Source organism: Priestia sp. P5 (genome assembly GCF_029522155.1).
Taxonomy (GTDB): Bacteria; Bacillota; Bacilli; order Bacillales; family Bacillaceae_H; genus Priestia; species Priestia megaterium_E.
The window spans coordinates 2,237,257-2,256,306 of sequence record NZ_JAKWFJ010000001.1 but is presented as its reverse complement, the minus strand read 5'-3'; the positions used below and the strand labels follow the sequence as shown (position 1 = coordinate 2,256,306).

The window sequence follows — 19,050 nt, the reverse complement described above, 5'->3', positions numbered from 1 at the left end:
CGTATCTCATTTATGTTTTTGAGGACTGTTTGATCCCTGTTTTTTCTTTGTGTATTATTTGCACACGCATATTAGAATAAAAAGAGAAGTTACCCCTGGTAACTTCTCTTTTTATTTGGAATATCTAAAAGATTATTAATTATGATTATAATCAAACTACTCTATTTGTTTATCTCGATTTTCTTATTGGACATTTCATTTTCTAGAGATGTTTTCAGTTGTTCTTTGCTCATTATTAGAGCGGCCACAAATGCAAGCACCGTAGGAATAAGCGCCCACATAAAGGTATGGGCGATAGAAGAAGAAAGAACTCCTACAATTTTATCTAACACAGGTGCTGGGATATGAGCACGAGCCTCCGGCGCAAGAATTACGCGAGGATCGTTAAATGTTGGATTGTTGACCATTTGATCTTGTCCTGCAAAAATCTCCTTAAGTTTAGAAGAGAACTCGTCTCGTTGAATGATTCCAAAAATGGTAATACCAAGCGTCATGCCTAATGAGCGAATAAAAGAAAAAGTCGAATTCACAGACCCTCTTTGTGCCGGCTCAAAATGATGAATTGCTGCGTTACTGAGAACTGAGAATGTTGCTCCAATTCCTAGTCCTGTAAGAATCATATAGATTGTAACTAAGAAACGACTTGTATCAGGACTCAACGTTGTTAGTAAGAATACACCTGCTCCTAGAATAATTGTAACGACAATCATAATGCTACGATACCTTAATTTATTCATTAGAAAACCGCCGGTTGTGGCTGAAACGACAGAGCCTAACATCATCGGAAGCAGTACAAGACCTGAGTTAGTAGCTGTTCCTCCAAGCACACCTTGGATATAGATAGGGATATAAACTGAAGCCGTGATGAATGCCATCCCACTAAAAAGACCCAAGAGGTTACTTGTAGTAAATAAACGAACTTTGAACATTTGAAAAGATATAATAGGATCTTTTACTTTTCTTTCAATTAAAATAAAAGCAATAAATAATACGACAAAAGCAATGAATAAACCTAAGATTTCTCCAGAACTCCACTCATATTTATTACCGCCAAGCTCTAAGGCAAACATTAAGCTGACAATAGAGCCAACCAGAGTTACAGCACCCCACCAATCAATTTTTTGTTTGGTATGCACGGGTGATTCCTTGTAGAAAAATACGATAAATGATAATGCTAGAAGTCCCAAAGGAATATTCACATAAAATACCCAGTGCCAGTTGATGTAATCTGTAATATAAGCACCTAACAAGGGCCCGAAAATACTCGATAAACCAAAAACTGCTCCAAATAAACCACCTAGTTTACCACGCTGCTCAACAGGCACCGTATCAAACATAATAGTAAAAGCAATTGGGATAAGTGCTCCACCGCCAATCCCTTGAATTGCTCGGTAGATACTAAGTTGTATAATACTTTCTGCCGTACCACAAAGAATTGATCCAACTAGAAAGACGATGAGTCCAAAAATAAAAAACATTTTACGTCCAAACATATCGGAAAGCTTACCGAATATTGGCATACCTGCCATTTCAGCAACCATATAAGCTGATGTAACCCATACAAACTTATCAAGACCGCCAAGCTCTCCGACTATAGTTCCCATAGCAGTAGCGACAATCGTGTTGTCCATAGACGCCATTAAAATTGCTAGCAAAAGACCTGCCAGCACTAGCTTTAAATTACCTTGTTTTGCATTCATATTTAATCATTTTTCTCCTTTTGTACCATAATAAATTCTGAAATTGTGTAAATTATAAATAATTCAATAAGCATTAGGAAGGGTTAGTCCATTGATTCTTCTTTAGAGGTAAGATATAACGATATCTCGCGTAACCATTCCCAATCCCATTTTAATTTTTCTCCTTGTATATCGTTGATAGTAGCTTGGATCCATTTTAACTCAGCAAGTGACATAGTTCGCTGATATTCCACCTCAAGTAAAAACAAACGTGGAATGCCCCTACTTGTCGCTATTTCCATCTGCTTATCTACGTAAGCTAATGTTTTCTCTAAAGCAAGCACTCTTTTTTGTAGTTGCTCTTTTACGTCTTCCGGTGTTAAAAGAGCAAGAAAGGAAATAGCAGCTGGAAATTCTAAGAATTCCTTTTTGGGGGTAGAAAGCATTTCTCTTATCCACTCGTACGCAGCTTCTCTCCCTTCTTCCGTTACTTCATAAACAATTAAATCTGGTCTCCCTTCGTTCTGCTTTTTCTCTTGAATGACAATCGCTCTATCGCGATGCAAACGATCAATGGTCTGATAGATGCTATTTCGATAACGAACGTTAATAACTTCATCCTTTCCTCTCTCTTTGATAAGCTGTTGCATACGATATGGATGCATAGGCTCTTCAATGAGGAGGCAAAGTATAGCTAGAGCAAGAGGTGATTTTTTAATTTTATTTTCCATAGTTATAATATTACTATTAACAATATGACTAAAACAAGAGGAAAACAAATCCAACAGTTACAGAGATAAATCGATCAGTTTCTAAAATCTACTCCTAACTAATTCACTTAATATCTTCTTATTTCCAATAGAATGAGGATGTGCTTAATCCTCAAGTCCTTTCACTTCTTTCATAACAAATAAAATTTGCTTTGTTACATATCCAATTTATTTAATATAGGAATATTTTGATCAGTTTATTTTGCTTTTCGCTTTTTTTAATCGATTTTTCATTTTGCTTAATTCAAAGGCAATTATCTATATGGTAAAAATAGAAGAAAACAAAAGCTTCGCCATCAATAAATATAAAAAAGCCGTATCTTTTAGATACGGCTCTTTTTTCAAACATGGCAAATGTTTAATTTTCATGACAAGGAAATGATACATCTAATCCCACTTTTTAAAGTGTCATTTGTTTCTACGAATTAGTATAGGAAGCAGTTAAGGGAATGATACATCCTTTATTTACCATGAATGCACTCCTCCTATAATAGGAAACTTAAAAGAAACAAGGAGGTGACACAACATGGCAAACAGCAAAAGCAGCAACAACAACGAATTATTAGTATACGGTGCTGAACAAGCAATCGATCAAATGAAATATGAAATCGCGAGCGAATTTGGTGTAAACCTTGGTGCTGACACAACTGCACGTGCAAACGGATCAGTAGGTGGCGAAATCACTAAGCGTCTTGTACAAATGGCTGAGCAACAACTTGGCGGCGGGCGTTTCTAATACAATTTTATAAAATGATGGCTGAAGGAAGAATGGATATCCATTCTTCTTTTTCCTTTTTAAAATTGGATATATATACTTATATTTTGAAATGAAGATTTTGTTAAGTGGAGTATCTCATAAGAATAAAAGGAATTGATTTAATCTTTATTATGTATTGGAAAAGTAACATAACGCTGAGTTAAGAATATGGAAACTCTATAACGTTAAATAAATAGTAAACAATTCCCTTATAATAAGTTGTACATTTGTACAATTTGTAGAAAAAGCTCATATTTGTCTTAATTAATTCTAATTTCTCTCTTTGAACCATCTCTCAGAGTGAATACCCTAAACCAATCTCTCATTTAATAATATCTCCTTAAAAACGAAAAGAGCAACCATCATATAATGGCTACTCTCTCCTAGCAAAAATGCACTTACACAAATGTGTATGTGAACGTATTAGTGTTATACTATATCAGTAATAAAAAAAGGAATAATTTCTATTTACCTTGATACATTATTAATCGCTCTTTTGCTAAATTAATTAATTCCTTTAACTCTCTAACGGACTGCTTGTTATTACAATCACTTAATAAATCTATTGTGTCTTGCAAAAACTGTTCTCTTCTTTTTACTCTTTTATATTCAGCTCTATATTCTTCTGCCATCCTTGCTATTCGAGTAGAACCCTCACGAGGAGTCGCAACTCTTTCAAAATTTGAGGTGCGAGGCTTTGTTCCTTTTTCATCAAACGTAGCGTTGTCTGGATTGCTATTCCTCAATCCTGATTGACCCAAAATACTCCGTGCCGCCCGTTCTCTTCCAGTGGCCATTATCATTTCCCCTCTCTGCAATTGAGATTTGAAATAAACCGTCCTGTATAGATTCAATAACAGTATAATAAATCCTTCTTTAAATATTTAGTTGCAGTTAAATAAAATCTTTATTATTTTTTGAGTGGATAGGCTAGCTTACTGCAGTAGCTACATAGTATCTAAAGAATTTCGACTTAGTTACCTAATCAGTAGCTAATTCAGTAACATTACCGCGTTAATACAAGCTTTATATGCGTAATGACGCCCTTCAAGTACCTTCTTTTTTATATAGCTATGTTTGTTTTTAAAGATCTGGAATTTAGAATCCCTGACTAATAAAAGAAAGCGTTGACATTTTCTTATTTCATAAACTATAATAAGCGAAAGAAACCGGTTCCAAGTTACCTTCTTATTTAACGAAATTGGCTCCTATGAAAGGAAACATTTAATTATATATATGCTGTTTTTTTAGTTTTTTGGAACCGGTTCCTATTTGTTTGGGCTATATCTTTTATAGATAGCAAGAAATATAGTCACGATCGAATCAGAAATATTAGTTTTTTTCTTATTACAGTTTCATTATATTATCATCACCAAAGGGGTGTTATCATCAAGTGGAAAATGGTTACAAAGACATAGCTAGCAAAGTAGTTGAGGCAATAGGTGGAAGAGAAAATATTTCATCATTTGCTCACTGTGCAACAAGATTGCGTATTATGGTACATGATCAAACAAAAGTAAATCAAGAAGCAGTCGAAAATATAGAGAAAGTAAAAGGTGCATTTTATAATTCCGGACAATACCAAATTATTTTTGGTACAGGAACTGTTAATAAAGTATATGAAGCAGTGAATGAGTTGGGTATTAAAGGCACGTCTACATCTGAAGTAAAAGCAGAAGCTAAGAAACAAGGAAACGCTTTTCAACGAGCTATCCGAACCTTTGGTGACGTTTTCGTTCCAATTATTCCAGTTCTTGTTGCAACCGGATTATTTATGGGTTTACGTGGGGTACTAACTCAAGAAGCAGTGTTAAATTGGTTGGGTTATACACCCAATGATATCCCTGAAAACTTCATAATGTTTACACAAGTTGTTACAGATACAGCTTTTGCATTCTTACCAGCATTAATTGCATGGTCAGCCTTTAAAGTATTTGGTGGAAGCCCTGTTCTAGGAATTGTCTTGGGATTAATGTTAGTAAATCCAGCACTTCCAAACGCATATGCAGTAGGTTCAGGAGACGCACATCCTATTCACTTCTTTGGATTTATTCCAGTTGTAGGGTATCAGGGTTCTGTTTTACCAGCTTTCTTTGTAGGTCTTTTAGGGGCAAAATTAGAGCGTTGGATTCGTAAAAAAGTGCCCGATTCAATTGATTTAATACTCACGCCATTTCTAACATTATTGATCATGATTACATTAGGTCTCTTCGCTATCGGACCAGTCTTTCATTCATTAGAAAACATAATTCTAACAGGCACAAAAGCAATTTTAGATTTACCGTTTGGTTTAGCTGGTATTATTATTGGTGGCCTACAACAAGTTGTTGTAATTACTGGCGTTCATCATATATTTAATTTACTTGAAATTCAATTATTAGCTGATACAAAATTTAATCCATTCAATCCATTAATTACTAGCGCAATCGTAGCTCAAGGGGCTGCAACGCTAGCAGTTGGATTGAAATCTAAAAATAAAAAAGTGAAAGCATTAGCATTCCCATCAGCATTTTCAGCCTTTTTAGGAATTACAGAACCGGCTATATTTGGAGTAAACCTAAGGTTCTTTAAACCCTTTATAATGGGCCTTATAGGAGGAGCAGTAGGGGGATTCTTAGCCTCGATTTTTCATCTAAAAGCAACAGGAATGTCTGTTACAGCTATTCCAGGATTATTATTGTACTTGAATAATCAGATTTTTATCTATATTTTCGTTAATTTGATTGCCTTTGCTGTATCATTTATTCTGACATGGCTGTTTGGTTATAACGACAAGATGCTTAAGAATCGGTAATTATATATAAATTATAAATTGTAATTAATAAACTACAATGAATGACATTAGAAAAAGCCTTATATCTTGATCCAGTATAAGGCCTTTTTAGCAAAGCTCAATCATTGATGTTGTAGGAAAAGAGAAGATTAAAGCCCTTCTCTTTTTTATATAATTTTATTTACTTATTTTTAAAATCTGAAATATACAATCCTTCACGCTGCCACTGTTGCTCATTATGTTTTACTTTAGAAGGTATATGTTAACTTTCTCGTATGGTATATAATGACATTTCCGTCATGCAAATGACCTTCTACCGGAAAGGAGTACAAGGTTTTTTGTTATCAATTATCATCAACATCTATACTAATTGCTAAATTAACTACATTATTTATAGTAGTTTTATTTTTACTGTCTAACTTATTGCGCAAACGAAATAATATGTAGCTTTGTTGATTTTTCAATCTCCATCATTATTTCAGCCTTATTAATCAGGGTTACATGTTATTTTTCCATACCTCAATGCATCGTAAATAGCACGTCCATCGCTTGAAGTTGTTTCTGTAAATTTAATAGGCAATAGCGAGAATACAATATAATAAACAGAAAAATAGACAAACTGGTAAGAAAAGAGACTTGTTGAAAGGATGTCATCCATAACTAAACCATTTATAAGGAAAATAGAAGCTAAATTAGCAATGGCACCTCCAGCATAGACACAAGCATGGGTAAATCGGTTGTCATATTTTAGTTTTTCATATACACAAAAGGAATCCAAAAAGTAAACGGATTTTATTTTAACTTTCTTCCATTTGAAAATCGTTTTTCCTTTTCCAATGGTAAAATCCACTCTCCCTCCGAAAAAGATCGCCATGATAGAATGCCCCAATTGGTGAACAAGAGATACAAGTGGTAGTACAAGTAAGAAAGAAAACAAGAACTTAGGCATATCACTGAATCCAAACACACTTCCATCTCCTTTATTATAAAATGATTTACTAAATGGTTAGCTTATCAAGGTAGATAAATTCTATTTGATAGTGGACAGGTATGCCCCAACAGGGGATGTGTCTTTTTTAATCATATGTACACCCCTTCGTTTGGCACTTCGAAAGGACTTTAATCAACGTATAGGACCAATTGTTTTTTACTAAAGCCGTAGTTAAAGTGATTAATACCCTTTGAGCCTTTCCTATGAATAATAATACCTTAAACATTCTTCATAACAATAAACGACCCTATGTATCGTAACCAAAGTTACTAAGGTCGCTTATGTTATATTGTGATTTATTATTCTTTTCTTTTTTTTTTTATAATAAAATATTTGGTTTGTCATTAAGTTTCTAACAGAATTTCGTTATCATGATTAATTTGATCGAACAAATAAGTAATGTAAGATTCTAATTCAAATTGATCGTCTTCAACAAAACCAGCTAACACATACTTACTTTCCTCTCTCATCTTTAGTCCCTCCACTTTATATTTGTTACGTTATTTTGCATGACGGCCATGATTTTTGTTTTGGCCCATTTTTCGCAAAATGAAGCTTACAATAAGTACTAAAACGACAGATCCGATAATTGCTGGGATGATGGCAAAACCACCGATAACAGGTCCCCAACTTCCTAAAATAAGACCACCTAACCATGAACCGATAAAACCAGCGATAATATTACCAATAATCCCTCCAGGAATGTCGCGCCCTGTAATTAAACCAGCAAGCCATCCAATAATTCCACCTACAATTAGTGTCCATAGAATGCTCATACATCATTCTCTCCCTTTGAAATAGTTAGTTGACTTTACCCCCAACTAAGGACCACTAATCCTGTTACTTTTTTCCTTGCTGAATTTTTTCTTCAAATGGAATAGGGTTATATAGCTATGCTACTGCTTTATTTTATTCTTTTAGACACCTTCCAAACACCTTCCAAACAGCCAATTTGATCACTGGACTTAGCTATCCTATCTAAAAGGTAAGTGCCCCAGAATTGTGTATACAATATAGCATAGCCATAGATTATTGAGCATTCATTCAACTTATTTTTAACATAGTTTCGAATGTAAAAGTTATATAGCTATAAAGCTTTCAAGCTAATGTAATTAAACTTACAGATAAACAATTTTAATTCACTTGACAATCTCCCTGACATTACAAAAGATACGTAAAAGAAAGTTAAACAACTGGAATTTTTGAAACTAGGCAAGATCTCTATCTTACTCCCCAACCGTTATTGTATATGATTAAATCCTATTCCTTTCAGATTGTTGAACGAATTGATTTGTTTTTTTATCCATCTGGATTATATCTGTTGTTACATCTATCGCGAGCTGGATTTTTCTTGCCTCTAATGGTTTTAAGTACTTTTTTGGACGTGCCAATCACGCTGGGTTTCTTCCATATACTGCGGGGATTGTTTTCATAATCACTCTTCTTCCTAGAAATGAAACTGACCTTCAAAAATTCAATAAGATTTTAGAACCAGCACACTTAGGATTTATCGTGGTCATACCACTATTTTTATTCTTATTTTCGTTTTTCTTTGCTAAAAAAAGACCAGGAGATCGCAGTGTATGAAGGTTAAAACATTAGTTACAATCAGTGTATGTTTACTGTTAACAACAGGGTGCTGGGATCAAAATTTAATGAAAAATGCTATCCTAATACAAACTATAACTTTTGATCGGACTGATGAAGACAAATTTTTATTTGGAATTTCAATACCCGATATTTATAGCAACTCATTGACATCAGGGCAAGAGACCATAGCTAGTAATAGTCAAACTTTGTCTACAATTGCCAATACGCCTAGAGAAGGACGTATGAAATTAAATACAGAAATACCTGGTAATTTAGATGCTTCGAAAAATAAGCTTATATTATTCGGTGAACAATTTGCAAAAGGTGATATTTATCCATCTTTAGATGTAATTTTGCGTGATCCACGTAGTTCTATGAGTGCCAAATTGGCAGTAGTAAAAGGAGCAGCAGTAGATATACTCAATATTAAACCTCAATTAGAGTCGAGTATTAGCCAAAACATCTTAAATTTAATACAAAGTACTGAAACAAATACAACCATTCCTGATGAAACCATACAGACCCTCGCTTCAGAGATACTTGATCCAGGTGAAGATATTGCTCTTCCCTTATTAAAAATAGGCAATAATGGTACAACTATTGACGTGGAAGGTCTAGCATTATTTAATGACAGAAAATTAACAGGAACTCTATCCCAAGGAGAATACACACTTTTTCTTTTATTAAATAATAAGAGAGGAAAATACGCACGTTTTACAAAAAATATAAATAATAATAAGTCTAAGATGACAAATTTTATTTCTCTGAATGTTAATAATATGAAACGAAAACTAAATGTCTCTATGGACAAAGATGGAAATGTTTTTGTTAATCTAAACCTACATTTAGAATTAGCAGTAGAAGAATTTCCTATAGGAAATGTACCTAAGAAACTTAATCAACTAAATAAAGAACTATCAAAAAAATTCACTAATGAAGCAGAAGAAGTAGTCCACAAATTGCAAGAAGCTAATTGTGATGCTTTTGGGAGACTAATTGCTTTTCACCATGGGTCCTGGTTAAAAAAAGATAAAGCAAGCTATTTTAGAAACGTAAAATTTGAATCAAAAGTAGAAGTAGAAATTGTTCGGTACGGTATCGTTAAATAAAGTAATACAATCAAGAGAATAACGATGTAACACTGATATGAATATATTGTATTATCATTCACCCATTTTCTAATGCAGTAGGATTTCTTTTTTATTTTTCGATTGGACAGGTAAGCTCCCAACAGTACCTACACAGTATCTAAAGAATTGTTACTCTGTTACCTAAGCAGTATAAAGATTTTGTTACGTGGAGTATCTTATAAGAATAAAAGGCATTGGTTTAATCTTTATCATGTATTGAAAAAGTAACATAACGCTGAGTTAAAAATAAAGAACAAATAAAGAATAGCTCAAAGATGTTTATTATAGCTGTACTTGGAAGGTTAATGGGTATAGCACTTCCTACAACCATAAGAGCTACTCCAATCATCATTATACTCCATCGTGTTTTGCGGTAGAGAGAAACTCCAACAACAAGTAAAATGAATGCCACGATAATAACCATCAAAGGTGGGCCAGAGGCTCCTACAAAAGTATATCGAACAATGCCATACTCGCGTAGTATCTCCGGATTTTTATTAATCGTTTGTATAATCTCATAACTAATAAGAGCAAGTGTACTCATTAGGAAGATAATTTTAAATATAAATTTGTTAGCCCATTGAAGGCTAGATTGTTTAGCTACTCCATAAGCAAAAAGTAAAAGAGTAGGCGTGAATAAAGCATGGAACCAAAAGCGAAACATACTAAGAAGAAGGAGTACATTACCTTCCCCAATAAATGATCCCAGAGAAATAATGATATTATCGTAAATCAAACCAACTATTACAAGAGGTAGAAATACCATATAAAAGGATACATTTCTTTTTTTAATAAGCTTTATGCTTAAAATCAGCAACGTTAAATAGCAAATACTAAACAGAAAATAGAGTATTGTATCAATCACTTTTTTCCCCCTTAATTATTTAAACGAACACTTAGAGCTCAGTCTCATAATTTATTTTGATGTCACATTCAACCATTGATTTTGTTCATCGAGTAATCGGCAACTCTTCCACTCATCGCGCGTACTATTTTTCACTTTTACCTTTTGAACTGGAATGTTTTTTGCTCTTAAGGCTTTGATTAAAAGATCTATTGAACTCATAAAAGTCACCCTTCAATAAAATTTTCTTATAAAAAACCGTTAATTAGTTAATATTTTCTTTTAGCCATGTTGAAGTAACACTAACCATTTCGTCCTGTTGTTTCTTTACAGATATAGATGGTTTAGAGTCACCCTTCTGTGCTCCATAAATGCCAAATTGACCATGGTTACCACCTTTTATTTCATGCATGGTTGTTTTTTGGGATAATAAGTGCTTTGTATCTTCAATTTTTTCTACAGTTGATAAACCATCTTTTTCACCATAAATTGAAAGTATAGGAAGGTTCTTATTTGAGAAATCAGTTCCTTCATCTGGATAAGAACCTAAAAAGAACACCCCATCAATTTCTTTAGGGTGATTATAAGCAAACTTAGATGCAGTAACTCCTCCTAATGAATGACCACCTACGACCCATTTTTGGATAGAGGAGTGGGTATTTATTATCTCCTGTGCTTTGTTAGAGTCAAATAATGCAAAGTTAAAGTTCACATTAGGTATAGCCACTAAATAACCTTGCTTTGCTAATTGTTTACCGAAGTAGCTGTACGCTTCCGGTTCTACTTTTGCCCCAGGATACAAAACAATTCCCACTTGATTATTATTTTTTGAGTTGAAAATAACCCAATCTTTTTCATACTTAATGTCCTTTTTATTCATGAGTGTATAAAGCTTTTGAGATGGTTCATACGTTTGTTGTGACCATGTAAAGAAACCAAGAAAACTTACCATGATTATTGCAACGAGACCAATGAAAAAATAAGTCACTTTTTTCTTCATAGATGTATCCCCTTTCTTACTCCGCTGAATTTTTACAATTGATTATCTTTGTTATTAATGTCTTTCTATCGACTTAGTTAAGTATAACTTAACCCTTTATAGAGGCTAATTAGCATTCTTTAATTAATTATATATACTGGAAGGTTAATTAATCAACTAGTTTAATCATGGAAATATATTGAATTAAAATGAGGGAAGATGAAAATTTTAGCAAAATCCTTTTATCCGGATGTACTTGTGTTAGTCTAATAAAAGCCAAATAGAAAAGAGTGATTAACTTGGAAGAAATAAAGGAGCAAGAAATCGATTTTGATAAAGTTTATGACTATGCTGAATTTCCGGATAAGGTTAGTGGCCGGTGCGATAACTGCAACTCAGCTTGCTTCAAAAGCTCTGTAAAAAGTGGCGTTTTCTTACGAGAATGTCACGATTATGGAATGAAAAAGAGTATTTAGGTGGTCTTTAGACTATAAAAGAAAGCAGGACTTGAATCGCAGTTGTATTTATTTGTTGCATGATTTTGGTAGGGTTTTTTATTATTTATGCGGGATGGAAACGTCCATATGATGAAAGATGAAATTAGTTCGCCTCTTGACATATGGATACTTGAACTCGTCTTTGTTATCATTGAAAAACTATTTAAGATTTCAGCAGAAAAACGTATGCGGGTCTCATTCATGGTTTTTGGGACTGTTTGGTCCCTGCTATTCCTTGTAATATTAATTACATACGCATATTAAAATAAAAAAGAAGTTAAGGGGTAACTTCTTTTTTATTTTGAAGGAAGAATGGAGTCCATTCTTCCTTTTTCTATGAGGGATTTTTTGTACTATTTCATAGAAAGTAGCCCTTTTGTGCAACTATAAGTACAAGATTAAAAAATAAATTTTACTGTTCCTTTAAATTTTCCTTCACCTGTATGCTAATTTTAGTAAGGTATTCTTCTTCGTTAATAGTTTTCATTGAATCGTACAAGTACTCTTCATACGCGTCACCTACAATAGAATAGCCTTCTGTCTTAATAAAATTAGTTAGATAGAGGTAAGAAGACACAATATTTTTATAAGGTCCTTGATGATAATAAATGGCATAAAGACCTTCTGGCCTGGATTGTCTTGTATCCAACTCACTATAAGAAAATAAATAATCAACCCTGTCAAACCTCTCTTGAATTAGGGTATCTTTTGTTAGTAAAGATCCAATAGGAACGGGAACTTGCAAACCTATCTGTTTTCCAAAATGATTATATTGCTGTGACCATTCTTCTACAGTATTCATGCCCTCATTTGAAGTTTCATTACTTAGAAGAATGTACTTTTTCTCAGTTTTTTGGACATAAACTTTTTCAAATTCGACACCTTTTAGTTCCTCTTCCGTTGAAATAATCTGCTTAAAGAAACGTTGAATTTGAAGCAGTTTTTCAATTTCTTTTTCTACTATAACGGTTTGCTGATTTGCCATTTGAATAAATTTATGGGTGTTTTGGGAACTAAGGTATTCTTTTAACTCTTCAATTGACACACCCATTTTCCGAAGAGACTGGAGTGTAGAGAATGATTTGATTTGATCATAGGTATAATAGCGATAACCATTTGAAAGTTTACCTGCAGGTTTGAAAAGATTAATTTTATCATAATAAAATAATGTATCTTTTTTCACTCCCACATAGCTAGCAAATTCCCCTGTAGTTAAAGTTTTAGTATTTTTTCTCTCCAAGTTAAAAACTCCTCTTGACTATAGACTAACTCCATACTTCATACTATCATAAGCAAACGCTTTATCATATGGCACGGAAAGTACGTCGAGCTATATAAGCTTTTGCATAGCAAATTATATAAACGGAGGTTTACATATGAGTAAGACAAGAAGAAGTACGCTGTATCTCTTACTTATAAACATATTTATTGTTTTCTTAGGAATTGGCTTAGTAATACCTGTATTACCGAGCATTATGAATGAATTAAGCATTAGTGGTACAACAGTTGGCTACTTAACAGCAGTATTTGCCTTAACACAATTAATTATTTCACCATTTGCAGGGAAAGCAGCTGATAAATTCGGTCGTAAAATCATGATAGTAATAGGGTTATTTATTTTCAGTGTATCAGAATTATTATTTGGAATGGGGAAAACAATTGAGTTATTATTCATATCGCGGATTTTAGGTGGTGTCAGTGGCGCTTGTATTATGCCTGCTGTGACAGCTTTTATTGCAGATATAACAACATTGGAAACACGTCCAAAGATGCTAGGATATATGTCGGCAGCTATTACCACTGGGCTAATTATCGGGCCAGGCGTCGGTGGCTTCTTAGCTGAGATTGGCACGCGAGTACCCTTTTACTCAGCTTCAGTTCTTGGATTTGTTGCTGCAATCTTATCTGTTATGCTTTTAAAAGAACCAGTGTCTTCTCAAGAGGAAGTAGAAGTTGAGCGACTAATAGAGAAGAAGCGTGGCTTGAAAAAGATATTCATGCCTATGTTCTTTATTGCTTTTGTAGTCATTTTTGTATCGACATTTGGGTTAACAGCATTTGAGTCATTCTTTAGTTTATACGTTGATCATAAATTCGCGTTTAGTCCATTGGACATTGCTATTTCAATCACAGGCGGTGCCATTATAGGTGCAATATTTCAGGTTGTATTATTCGAACCGTTAGTAAAGCATCTGGGTGAAATTAATATGGTTCGTTGGTCATTGGTATTATCTGCGATTTTAGTTTTTACAATGACATTAGTGAGCTCGTACTGGACGGTTATGATAGTCACCTTTACCGTATTTATAGGTGCGGATCTCATTCGCCCAGCCGTAACAATGTACTTATCACGCATCGCGGGCAACGAACAAGGTTTTGTTGGAGGAATGAACTCTTTTTTCACTTCCCTAGCCAACGTATTTAGCCCCATCTTAGGTGGCATTTTATTTGATATTAATATTAATTATCCCTACTATTTCAGTACGGTTGTCATTATCATTGGTTTAGCCATCACTATACTATGGAAAAAACCTAAAACTGAAGAGTTAAACCTATCTAAAAAGAGTAACTAAGATGCTCCATTATAGATATGAAGCCATTCACCCTCATATTGAAAAAATAGAGCTCCGAGTCTGCGTTGGTCAAGATATCTATGGAAACCCCGTGTCATGGGATTTTGCCAATTTAGAAATCCTATTGATATCGGGCGAAATTGGAGCCGGAAAAAGTTCTATGTTAACTAAACAAGTATAGAAATATATAGCTATAAGACAGAACAACCTACTGCTCCTGTACAGTAGATTGTTCTGTTGGAAAATATGGTTTTAGTAGCAGATACCTCACAGCGTCTTGGGTAGTTTGCACAATTTAAAATTTCGAATACTAAAGAGCGTATTGCTTTTATAGTTTACATAAGATAAATTAACGGCATCCACCACAAAAAAAGAACCCTTGTCGCAGAACGGGAGTCAGTCCCCCCCGGTTCCACCGAGGGTTCTTTTTACGGAGTATGCAGCTTTTTATACACCCTTGATTTCTTAATGTTTTTTTAAGTGCATTAGCAAAATATATGAATAAAGTAATTTTCGACCTACATTTAAAGTTACTTATATATAAGGAATTGTTACAATTTCATAGGCAACGAACGCATTGAAGACATAAATTTCTATGACAATCAGTTAGGTTACTTCAAGTCGCGTCAAATAGAAGGCTTACGTTGTCTTCAACAGGAGCATAAGGCTCCGATAATAATAAATTAGTTACTATATTTTTTTCTTTCGAACGTTTAATGCACAGTAAAAAATCCGCGGATAAACCCACGGATTTTTTTTACAATTCTTTTTCTAAGCAGTTCACTTGATTATGATGCAGCGGCTTAGTGGCATACTGTGTAAAACCAAGGTGCTCCCAAAACAGCTTGGCTCTAGGGTTTTGAGACAGAACGCCAAGGCGAAGAACGGAAACTCCTTCTTCTTTTAGCTTGTCTTCAAATGCTAGATACGCCTGCGTTCCGAAACTAAAATTGTGATAAGCGCTATGAATGATAAAAGCTCCGATCCATGGATGGTCATCGTTAGGATTCTGTTTCATGTAATCGATAACCCCTACGTATGTATCGTCGGCTTTTATAAAGTAACTGTCCGTTTTTTCATTCATATATTCTTTAAAAAGCTCTTCTTCACTCCGCTCTTTTTTGCCGTTCTCTAACACATTATAGGCTTCGTTTGAATTAATAACCTCTGAAACAATATACATGGTGTCAGCTGTAATGGGTTCAAATGAAATCATATGTCTTCCCTTCTTTCTCTGTAAAGTAGCTGTATATCGTTGCTTTGTCAATTTTACCATTTTTCATTCGCGGAAAGGACTTTAAAATTCTCCATACGCGCGGGATTTTATAAGCAGATACTCGTTTTGTCAGCGCTTGTCTCACATCAGAAAGAGAAATGTTCTCTAAAACAATTGCTGCACCTACGACTTCTGAACGTTCAGTATCTACTACGCTAAAAACGGCTGCTTCGCTAACGCCCGGTATTTGTAAAAGCAACTCTTCGATTTCTTCAGCATACACTAAGCTCCCGCTGCTTTTAATCACGTTTTTGTCTCTTCCTACTATGGTAATGCTTCCGTCTTGAAGCTGAACCGCAATATCGTGCGACGTAACATATCCATTAAAAAATGAGCGGTTCGTTTCTTCGCTGTCATTAACAAACCCTTCAAATGCTTGATTTGTTTTTACAAATAGTGTCCCTTTGTCTCCTTTTTCTACTTCTTTTCCACGCTTATTCAGGATTAAAACGTCTACACTGTTAACAGGATAGCCTACCGTATTAGGCATCGTTTCAGCTGTATGTGGTGAAAGCACCGTAACAAATCCCATTTCGGAAGATCCGTAATATTCATAAAGAGAGGCAACAGGAAACGCTTGTGAAAATTTCTTTCGAACGGAAGGCGATAATTTATTGCCTACTGAAATCACGGTCTTTGGCATAAGTCGTTTCTCTTTCGGTCTGCTTTGTACGTAACGAAGCAAAGGAGAAATTAATGCTGGTGTAACAGACATGCAGCTAGCTTCCTTCTTAAAAACAGCAGAAGGTGTAAACGCTTCTAAAATAACAGCGTGCATGCCGCTGCAAAGCGCATGTAAAACTGGGTAAAGCTGCGCGGAATACGAGATATGTAAAGGAACAAGCACTTTGTCGTGTTGCTTTAAAGAAAATATGTCTGACCATTCTTGAAACGATGAAGACCAAGAATGATGCGATTTTACAAACCCTTTAGGCCTTCCTGTTGACCCGGAGGTAAATCCAAATAAAAATAGATCGGACAGTGCATTCCCTTGCCTTACGGGCAGCAGAGGTCTTTCTTTTGTTATGTTAGTTAAAGAAGAAGTTTCCCATAGCCAATTCGGAGATTGAATCGAAAAATAAGTATCGATTTCAGCGTCTGTTAACTCATTGTGTAAAAGCATCACCACTCCGCCGGCTTTTAAAATCGCTAAAAACGACACAATAGCTTCTACATTGTTTGGCATGCTTAACGCAACGAGCTCTCCTTCTTTCATCCCTTTTTCTTGCAGCTGTTTTTCAGCTTTGCATACACAATCCCACATTTGACTGTAGCTTAGCTTACTAATAGAATCCGATAGTGCCAGTCCATCAGGCGTTTGTTGGCACTGATTAAAAATTAGTTCTTCAATTCGTTTCATTACTTCGTAAACTCCCTTTTTATTTTACTTTTAGTGTACCGTAAATGTAGATTTGAGAAAAGAAAAATGTAAACTTATAAAAATATAAAGTTGACTAATTTAAGTTTAATAAGATAAGATAATCATGTTTTATCATACATAAAGGAGGTTTACGATGAAAACAAAAGATATGACATACGTTGCTTTATTTACGGCTGTAATGGGAGCGCTAGGGCTTGTTCCTCCTATTTTCCTATCATTTACTCCCGTTCCTATTACTCTTCAAACGATGGGAGTTATGCTGGCAGGAGGTATTCTTGGGGCTAGGTTAGGCGCATTAAGCCAATTTATTTTTTTATGTTTAGTAGCTGTAGGAGTCCCTTTGCTTTCTGGAGGGCGCGGTGGTATGAGCGTATTTTTTAGTCCAAGTGCTGGCTATTTAATCAGCTATATATTTGCAGCTTTCTTTATAGGATGGACACTATCCAAGTTGAAAAACCTTACGTTTACAAAGGTATTCATAACAAATGTCCTGTTTGGAATTTTGCTAGTTTACGCTTTTGGCATTCCTGTACAAGCGATGCTACTTCACATACCGTTCTGGAAATCTCTTCAATTAAGTTTAGTCTATATTCCCGGTGACTGCATAAAAGCAATCATAGCAGCTTATTTAATTACAAAAGTCCGAAAAGTAGTAACCGTAACTGGTCGTTCCAATACGGCTTCTATGTAAGGAAGTGATGACTATCTACCAGGCAGCAGTTGTAAAAGCGAAGCGTACAGTGATTGGAAAAGAAAACGGCGCACTTAAAAACTTTCACGTTCAAGAGCTAGCAGCTCCTTTATTAAAACAGCTTAGCGCTGGAATTGAATATGAAATTGATGACATTATTTTAGGAAATGTTGTAGGTCCAGGAGGAAACGTAGCTAGACTATCCGCTTTAGAAGCAGACCTCCCTTTTTCTATCCCGGGAATGACCATTGATCGTCAGTGCGGAGCTGGCTTAGAAGCGATTCGAATGGCCAGCTATTTGATAAAAGCAGGCGCTGGAACGTGTTATTTAGCTGGAGGCGTTGAAAGTACAAGTACTTCTCCTTTTGAAAAAAGAGCACGTTTTTCTCCTGATAAAATTGGTGACCCTGACATGGGGATCGCAGCAGAAAACGTAGCTCAGCGATACAATATATCTAAAGATCAGCAGGACAGATATGCTCTTTTAAGTCATGAAAGAAGCTGGGAGTCTTTTAAAAAGAGATTGTTTGAAGAAGAAACGCTTCATCTTCCAAACGTGATGCAAGATGAAGCATTTATGAAAAAACGAAACCTAACAAAGCTGCTGCAAAAAGCCAGCCCCGTCTTTTTAAAAAATGAAGGCACCGTCACCGCAGCCAACAGCTGTGGAATTAACGATGGAGCCTGCATTGCGCTTGTGATGGAAGAGCAAAAAGCACGCGCTTTAGGCTTTCAGCCCGTTTTACGTTTTATTGACGCTGATATTTCAGGAGTGTCACCTCTTTACCCTGCTATTGCGCCCGTTTCTGCGATTAAAAATATCTTGAAGCGAAATTCTCTTACGGTAGATGATATTGACTTATTTGAAATCAATGAAGCCTTTGCCGTTAAAGTTGTTGCTTGTATGCAAGAACTGGGGATATCAGAAGAAAAAGTAAATATTCGCGGAGGAGCGTTGACGCTAGGACACCCTTACGGAGCATCGGGAGCTATTTTAGCTACGCGTCTTTTTTATGAAAGCAAGCGCCGTGACGTGCGATATGTCATAGCGTCTTTAGGAAGCGGAGGAGGAATAGGAACAGCGGTATTATTTGAAGTAATCAAATAATACCGCTGTTT

General features: G+C 35.0%; 20 protein-coding genes. 8 read left to right on the top strand and 12 right to left on the bottom strand.

Translation table 11 applies throughout. From position 1 onward, the window contains the following. Positions 1–161 precede the first annotated feature (161 nt). Together MMB69_RS12190 and MMB69_RS12185 are read right to left on the bottom strand one after the other, a co-directional pair. Positions 162–1,700, bottom strand: coding sequence for an MDR family MFS transporter (locus MMB69_RS12190; RefSeq protein WP_277447786.1), 1,539 nt, complete (start codon positions 1,698–1,700; stop codon positions 162–164). 83 nt (positions 1,701–1,783) lie between these two features. After that, a complete protein-coding gene (locus MMB69_RS12185) occupies positions 1,784–2,410 on the bottom strand; it encodes a PadR family transcriptional regulator (protein WP_221785101.1) in 627 nt (208 codons plus the stop codon). Between the two features lie 565 nt (positions 2,411–2,975). Between MMB69_RS12185 and MMB69_RS12180 the strand changes: the two genes are divergently transcribed. Beyond that, the gene (locus tag MMB69_RS12180; protein WP_221785100.1) at positions 2,976–3,185 is read left to right on the top strand and encodes an alpha/beta-type small acid-soluble spore protein; all 210 of its coding nucleotides are present in this window, start codon (positions 2,976–2,978) and stop codon (positions 3,183–3,185) included. 485 nt (positions 3,186–3,670) lie between these two features. Here MMB69_RS12180 and MMB69_RS12175 read toward each other — a convergent pair whose 3' ends face one another. Then, the gene (locus tag MMB69_RS12175; protein ID WP_221813291.1) at positions 3,671–4,003 is read right to left on the bottom strand and encodes a hypothetical protein; all 333 of its coding nucleotides are present in this window, start codon (positions 4,001–4,003) and stop codon (positions 3,671–3,673) included. Between the two features lie 596 nt (positions 4,004–4,599). Between MMB69_RS12175 and MMB69_RS12170 the strand changes: the two genes are divergently transcribed. Then, positions 4,600–6,000, top strand: coding sequence for a sucrose-specific PTS transporter subunit IIBC (locus MMB69_RS12170; protein WP_075419223.1), 1,401 nt, complete (start codon positions 4,600–4,602; stop codon positions 5,998–6,000). Positions 6,001–6,466: 466 nt separating this feature from the next. Here the strand turns inward: MMB69_RS12170 and MMB69_RS12165 are convergent, their stop codons facing one another. The 3 genes from MMB69_RS12165 to MMB69_RS12155 all read right to left on the bottom strand — a co-directional run bounded on the left by MMB69_RS12165 (position 6,467) and on the right by MMB69_RS12155 (position 7,746). Further along, the gene (locus MMB69_RS12165) at positions 6,467–6,946 is read right to left on the bottom strand and encodes a site-2 protease family protein (RefSeq protein ID WP_221785098.1); all 480 of its coding nucleotides are present in this window, start codon (positions 6,944–6,946) and stop codon (positions 6,467–6,469) included. 368 nt (positions 6,947–7,314) lie between these two features. Next, positions 7,315–7,440, bottom strand: coding sequence for a hypothetical protein (locus tag MMB69_RS12160; RefSeq protein WP_260506831.1), 126 nt, complete (start codon positions 7,438–7,440; stop codon positions 7,315–7,317). Between the two features lie 30 nt (positions 7,441–7,470). Continuing rightward, a complete protein-coding gene (locus MMB69_RS12155) occupies positions 7,471–7,746 on the bottom strand; it encodes a GlsB/YeaQ/YmgE family stress response membrane protein (protein WP_221785097.1) in 276 nt (91 codons plus the stop codon). 807 nt (positions 7,747–8,553) lie between these two features. On the opposite strand from MMB69_RS12155, the gene MMB69_RS12150 reads away from it, so the two are divergent. Beyond that, positions 8,554–9,669, top strand: a complete 1,116-nt coding sequence (locus tag MMB69_RS12150; protein WP_277447785.1) for a Ger(x)C family spore germination protein — start codon at positions 8,554–8,556, stop codon at positions 9,667–9,669. Between the two features lie 220 nt (positions 9,670–9,889). Here MMB69_RS12150 and MMB69_RS12145 read toward each other — a convergent pair whose 3' ends face one another. The 3 genes from MMB69_RS12145 to MMB69_RS12135 are packed head-to-tail and all read right to left on the bottom strand — an operon-like array spanning position 9,890 to position 11,534. Then, positions 9,890–10,555, bottom strand: coding sequence for a hypothetical protein (locus MMB69_RS12145; protein ID WP_269870750.1), 666 nt, complete (start codon positions 10,553–10,555; stop codon positions 9,890–9,892). Between the two features lie 51 nt (positions 10,556–10,606). Next, positions 10,607–10,756, bottom strand: coding sequence for a hypothetical protein (locus MMB69_RS12140; protein ID WP_277447784.1), 150 nt, complete (start codon positions 10,754–10,756; stop codon positions 10,607–10,609). 43 nt (positions 10,757–10,799) lie between these two features. Further along, entirely contained in the window at positions 10,800–11,534 is a 735-nt protein-coding gene (locus MMB69_RS12135) for an alpha/beta fold hydrolase (RefSeq protein WP_277447783.1), read from the bottom strand. Between the two features lie 278 nt (positions 11,535–11,812). On the opposite strand from MMB69_RS12135, the gene MMB69_RS27270 reads away from it, so the two are divergent. After that, positions 11,813–11,989: a DUF8096 family protein gene (locus tag MMB69_RS27270; RefSeq protein ID WP_481861870.1), complete on the top strand. Its 177-nt coding sequence runs from the start codon at positions 11,813–11,815 to the stop codon at positions 11,987–11,989. 433 nt (positions 11,990–12,422) lie between these two features. Here MMB69_RS27270 and MMB69_RS12130 read toward each other — a convergent pair whose 3' ends face one another. Beyond that, positions 12,423–13,250 carry a MerR family transcriptional regulator gene (locus MMB69_RS12130; protein ID WP_221785093.1) on the bottom strand — a complete coding sequence of 276 codons (828 nt, stop codon included), beginning with the start codon at positions 13,248–13,250 and terminating at the stop codon, positions 12,423–12,425. A 136-nt stretch (positions 13,251–13,386) separates the two neighbouring features. Between MMB69_RS12130 and norA the strand changes: the two genes are divergently transcribed. Beyond that, positions 13,387–14,583 (top strand): multidrug efflux MFS transporter NorA, encoded by a 1,197-nt coding sequence (gene norA, locus MMB69_RS12125; RefSeq protein WP_221785092.1) that lies wholly within the window; start codon positions 13,387–13,389, stop codon positions 14,581–14,583. A 1-nt stretch (position 14,584) separates the two neighbouring features. Further along, positions 14,585–14,764 (top strand): hypothetical protein, encoded by a 180-nt coding sequence (locus MMB69_RS12120; protein ID WP_269870752.1) that lies wholly within the window; start codon positions 14,585–14,587, stop codon positions 14,762–14,764. Between the two features lie 576 nt (positions 14,765–15,340). On the opposite strand, the gene MMB69_RS12115 is transcribed toward MMB69_RS12120, so the two are convergent. Continuing rightward, positions 15,341–15,799, bottom strand: coding sequence for a GNAT family N-acetyltransferase (locus tag MMB69_RS12115; RefSeq protein WP_277447782.1), 459 nt, complete (start codon positions 15,797–15,799; stop codon positions 15,341–15,343). Next, a complete protein-coding gene (locus tag MMB69_RS12110; RefSeq protein WP_277447781.1) occupies positions 15,786–17,219 on the bottom strand; it encodes a class I adenylate-forming enzyme family protein in 1,434 nt (477 codons plus the stop codon). Before MMB69_RS12110 ends, MMB69_RS12115 begins: the two co-directional genes overlap by 14 nt. Before the next feature lie 154 nt (positions 17,220–17,373). Here MMB69_RS12110 and MMB69_RS12105 point away from each other — a divergent pair, with 154 nt between their 5' ends. After that, positions 17,374–17,931 carry a biotin transporter BioY gene (locus MMB69_RS12105; RefSeq protein ID WP_045294461.1) on the top strand — a complete coding sequence of 186 codons (558 nt, stop codon included), beginning with the start codon at positions 17,374–17,376 and terminating at the stop codon, positions 17,929–17,931. Between the two features lie 13 nt (positions 17,932–17,944). Then, complete coding sequence (locus MMB69_RS12100) at positions 17,945–19,039, top strand: acetyl-CoA C-acyltransferase (protein WP_277448054.1); 1,095 nt, start codon at positions 17,945–17,947, stop codon at positions 19,037–19,039. Positions 19,040–19,050: the final 11 nt, after the last annotated feature.